We start from the raw sequence: 3,230 nt of genomic DNA, 5'->3' as shown, positions 1-3,230 counted from the left end.
ATGGTGCTGACCCAGCGCATGGCACGGCCCATCAACTCCATGCCGAAGTCCTGAATTTCCCGGTTGAAGTAGTCGTTGACCAGCTTGAAGAACACGAAATCGCCGAGGGTGGCGTCCGCCAAAGGCTGCAACCAGCTTGCCCCACGCGGCACACGCCGAGCTGCCGTGACAGTCGGTATCGGGGCAGTCATCGGTGCGATCCACGCGTCCATTGACCTACATTACACGCGTCGGCGACTGCGAAGTCATGTCCGGCTGCGACCGCTGCGCGTCCAGTGCGCGGGAGTGATGCTGGCTCTCCTGCAGTGGCGGCACCTCGGCTGCCAGATCGATCTTCGCCCGGAAGCCCGGCGTGTTGCCGACGATCCAGGCAGTGCCGTCTTGCACGGTCACGCTACGCAGCTGGTTGACGTCGACGATACCCGCGCGTTTGGCCTCGACGGTGGCATGCATGGCCACCGCATCAGATGTGCCCTGCGGCAGTTTGCTGTGGATGGAGCGATACAGCGGATCGTTCGACATGGCCGTCGCACCCGGCTCAGCCCTACGCTCGGCAGCATCGCCCAAGGGAAGCTTCCAGCCGGGCGTGACATAAACCGGCGTGTCCTCACGCTGCATACGCTGCTGGGTTTGTTGCCAGCGCTCTGTTGCCATCTCTTTGGCACCAGCACCGGGTGCAAGCGTACCGCGCAACTGATTGATGCCATCGGCCACGTTCATGGACTGCACGTGGCGTGTTGCCAGGGTCAGGCCACCCCGCAGCAGTGCCACATCGTCGCGGTACTTGTTGATCATCGGCGCGTACTGCTGCGCCAACTGCTGTGATTTGGGGTCTTCCAGCACCGAGCGATCCGGCTTGCCGTCNTCTGCAAGGCAGCGACTTCGTGTGGCGTGGCGTAGAGCTTGACCTGACCATAATGCTTGCTGGCAGCGCTGACCGCATCGCCGGCCATCACATGATTGATCACATCCGAGCCACCCTCGGGAATACGGCGATCCAGGCTGACCGCGCCATAGGCGTTGAAGGTCTCGCCTTTGAGGCCAAAGTGATGTGCCGTGACCTGCGCCAGGTCGCCGCCGAGCGAGTGGCCGGTGACGGTGACGTCGGGTGCTTTTCCACCCTTGCCTAATTCGTGCGCATAGTTCAATGCATAGTTGGTCAACTCAAGCGCTTCGGCGGCTTGGTTGTTGTGGCGCGATGTCACCATGCCGCCATCGGCGAAGACGACATCCTCTTTTAGCTGCCGTTCTGGCTCTGTGCCGCGATGGGCAACGATGATCTCCTGGGTATCGACGCGTTGATAGACGATGCCCTGATAGCCAGATGGGCTGTCGACGTACTTCAGGCGCTTGTAAACTATGCCGCCGATCTCTTCAGGTCTGCTATTTGGACCCGTTTCTTTCGGAGCTTTGTAGACATCATCTGAAAGTGCTGCGTATTGTTGGCTTGTAATTCTCATGGATTCACCTCTTCGACGGCCAACGTCACCTTAAATAGGTTGTTCTTTGCGGTGTCGTTGAATTGATCCTTGCTCGTTTCGCCACCATCAGGGAAGTTTTCCATGTCTGCTTTTGGGTAACGGCCCTTCCAAAAGTAAGTGACCTTGGGCGTTGAGCTATGAATCTCATCTTTGAAAAGTGCTGGCTGAAATCGAGTTTCATTGTTATCACCAGTCGCTCTCAAGGAGATGCCCACTCCATCTAGCTCAAACTTGCACACGCCCTTGCTGTAATAGTCCGCATCAACCATGCCATCGGCATAGATCGTCGCCACGTAAGTGGATGCATCGCGCTTCTCAAAGCGGATGGGGATGCCATCTTCGTCCGACTTGCTCCACACACCGGCAATCGGCTCGATTGGGGTGCATTGCTTGTGGTTGGTCATCTGGTAGAACGCCGTGCCCGAGATCCAGTCAAACGGACCCGGCGCATCCTCAATCGTCAAAGTGATGCGATACGCCTGCGTTGGATGCGGGTTCTTCTGGTAGACCGGATCGGTGCTATTGCTCTTTGCGTCAGCTTGTGAGGATGGGGCATCCATGGGCTTGCATCCTGCAAAGAAGAAGGGCATGAGGAGTAAAGTGAAACGGCCGACAATCTTTGGGGTCATTGGAGATGCTTCCGGTGCCGGCGCGCAGTGCGCGATAAAAAGATACGCAGTTTTTGGCACGCACGAGGCGCTAATTATGACGCCGCGCTAGCTCGATAACATGAGCTAGCACGATCCGCAGAGGGGTAGCTTATCGATCAGCACGCTCAAGTTAACCAGACTGTCTGGAAAGTTACATGTCATGCGGGCACTAAAAGCCCGCTACTGTCCGATACCGTCGCTTGCCCTTTGTGGGTTGACGCGTAATCTAATCACTGAAACACGAAAAATATTAAATTCGAAATCTTGATGGTGCGAGTGGCTAGAATTTCTCGAAGATTGGTTCTGAGCAGTCTTCGTAGATCACTTTGCATTGCATGCCAGGATTTCTAGTTTTGCACTGGGCTAAAGCGTCATCCGCTGCTTGTTCTTTTTTAGACCTTCCAATGAATTGGACTAATCCGTCTGGGCTCGGTTTTCCATTTATTTGCGGTTCTGCAATTGCAGCGCACTGATTTTGATAAGTCAGTGTGACCCGGCAGTTGTTAGCGCCAAGTTTCATGCAGCGCTCTAGTGATTGTTGCTTAGCCTCAGCTTCCGAAAGCGCTCCTTTAGGTACCCCATAATAGGGAGTTTCCCCTACAGTGTCCAGAGCTATAGCTCCCCACGTTTTTTTCCATCTTCCAAGAGGCCTAGATTCTTGCGATACGCCAGAACCCGACTGTGGAATAGGAGCGCAGGCAGCGACACCCTGACCTCCGATTGGATACTGCCCTTGAGGGCAGTTGCCCTCAGCATTGGTCTGAGTGCTAAAGAATAACGTAAGAAAAAAAATGTGTGGAAATTTATTTTTCAGCATCAGAAGTCCTGGTGCAAATTAATGCCTGGAAATTAAATTAGCCTAAGCGACTGCTATCCCTTTGATTGGCAATGCCTCGTGTTCCTTCTTGCGCGCCCTCAGTGCTGGGTAGTGCAGAGCCAGACGTTCGGTTGGAATTAGATATGCGAGATTCAGAGCCAACCGGATTAGTATTTGATTCAATACGGGAAGGCATATACGACCCAGCCGGCTGGCCCTGAGGGCCTGGGGATGCCGTATTGTTAAACGCGGTGTAGGACAGGAATGTGCCCATATTGCCCT

The 3,230-nt window shown here is 54.8% G+C and carries 2 protein-coding genes and 3 pseudogenes; all 5 read right to left on the bottom strand.

Translation table 11 applies throughout. The features are described from left to right. Positions 1–191 (bottom strand): annotated as a pseudogene (locus XdyCFBP7245_RS24710) (hypothetical protein); the annotation flags it as partial. Positions 192–216: 25 nt separating this feature from the next. Beyond that, positions 217–864 (bottom strand): annotated as a pseudogene (locus XdyCFBP7245_RS24705) (hypothetical protein); the annotation flags it as partial. Between the two features lies 1 nt (position 865). After that, positions 866–1,454 (bottom strand): annotated as a pseudogene (locus XdyCFBP7245_RS24700) (Tle-like phospholipase domain-containing protein); the annotation flags it as partial. Positions 1,455–1,456: 2 nt separating this feature from the next. Beyond that, complete coding sequence (locus tag XdyCFBP7245_RS23220) at positions 1,457–2,041, bottom strand: hypothetical protein (RefSeq protein ID WP_104617694.1); 585 nt, start codon at positions 2,039–2,041, stop codon at positions 1,457–1,459. Positions 2,042–2,411: 370 nt separating this feature from the next. Continuing rightward, positions 2,412–2,948: a DUF4189 domain-containing protein gene (locus tag XdyCFBP7245_RS23215; protein ID WP_104617693.1), complete on the bottom strand. Its 537-nt coding sequence runs from the start codon at positions 2,946–2,948 to the stop codon at positions 2,412–2,414. Between the last annotated feature and the right edge of the window lie 282 nt (positions 2,949–3,230).

The organism is Xanthomonas dyei, from assembly GCF_002939865.1.
GTDB lineage: Bacteria > Pseudomonadota > Gammaproteobacteria > Xanthomonadales > Xanthomonadaceae > Xanthomonas > Xanthomonas dyei.
Note: the sequence above shows the minus strand (reverse complement) of the source record. Positions and strands in the feature narration are given on the sequence as shown.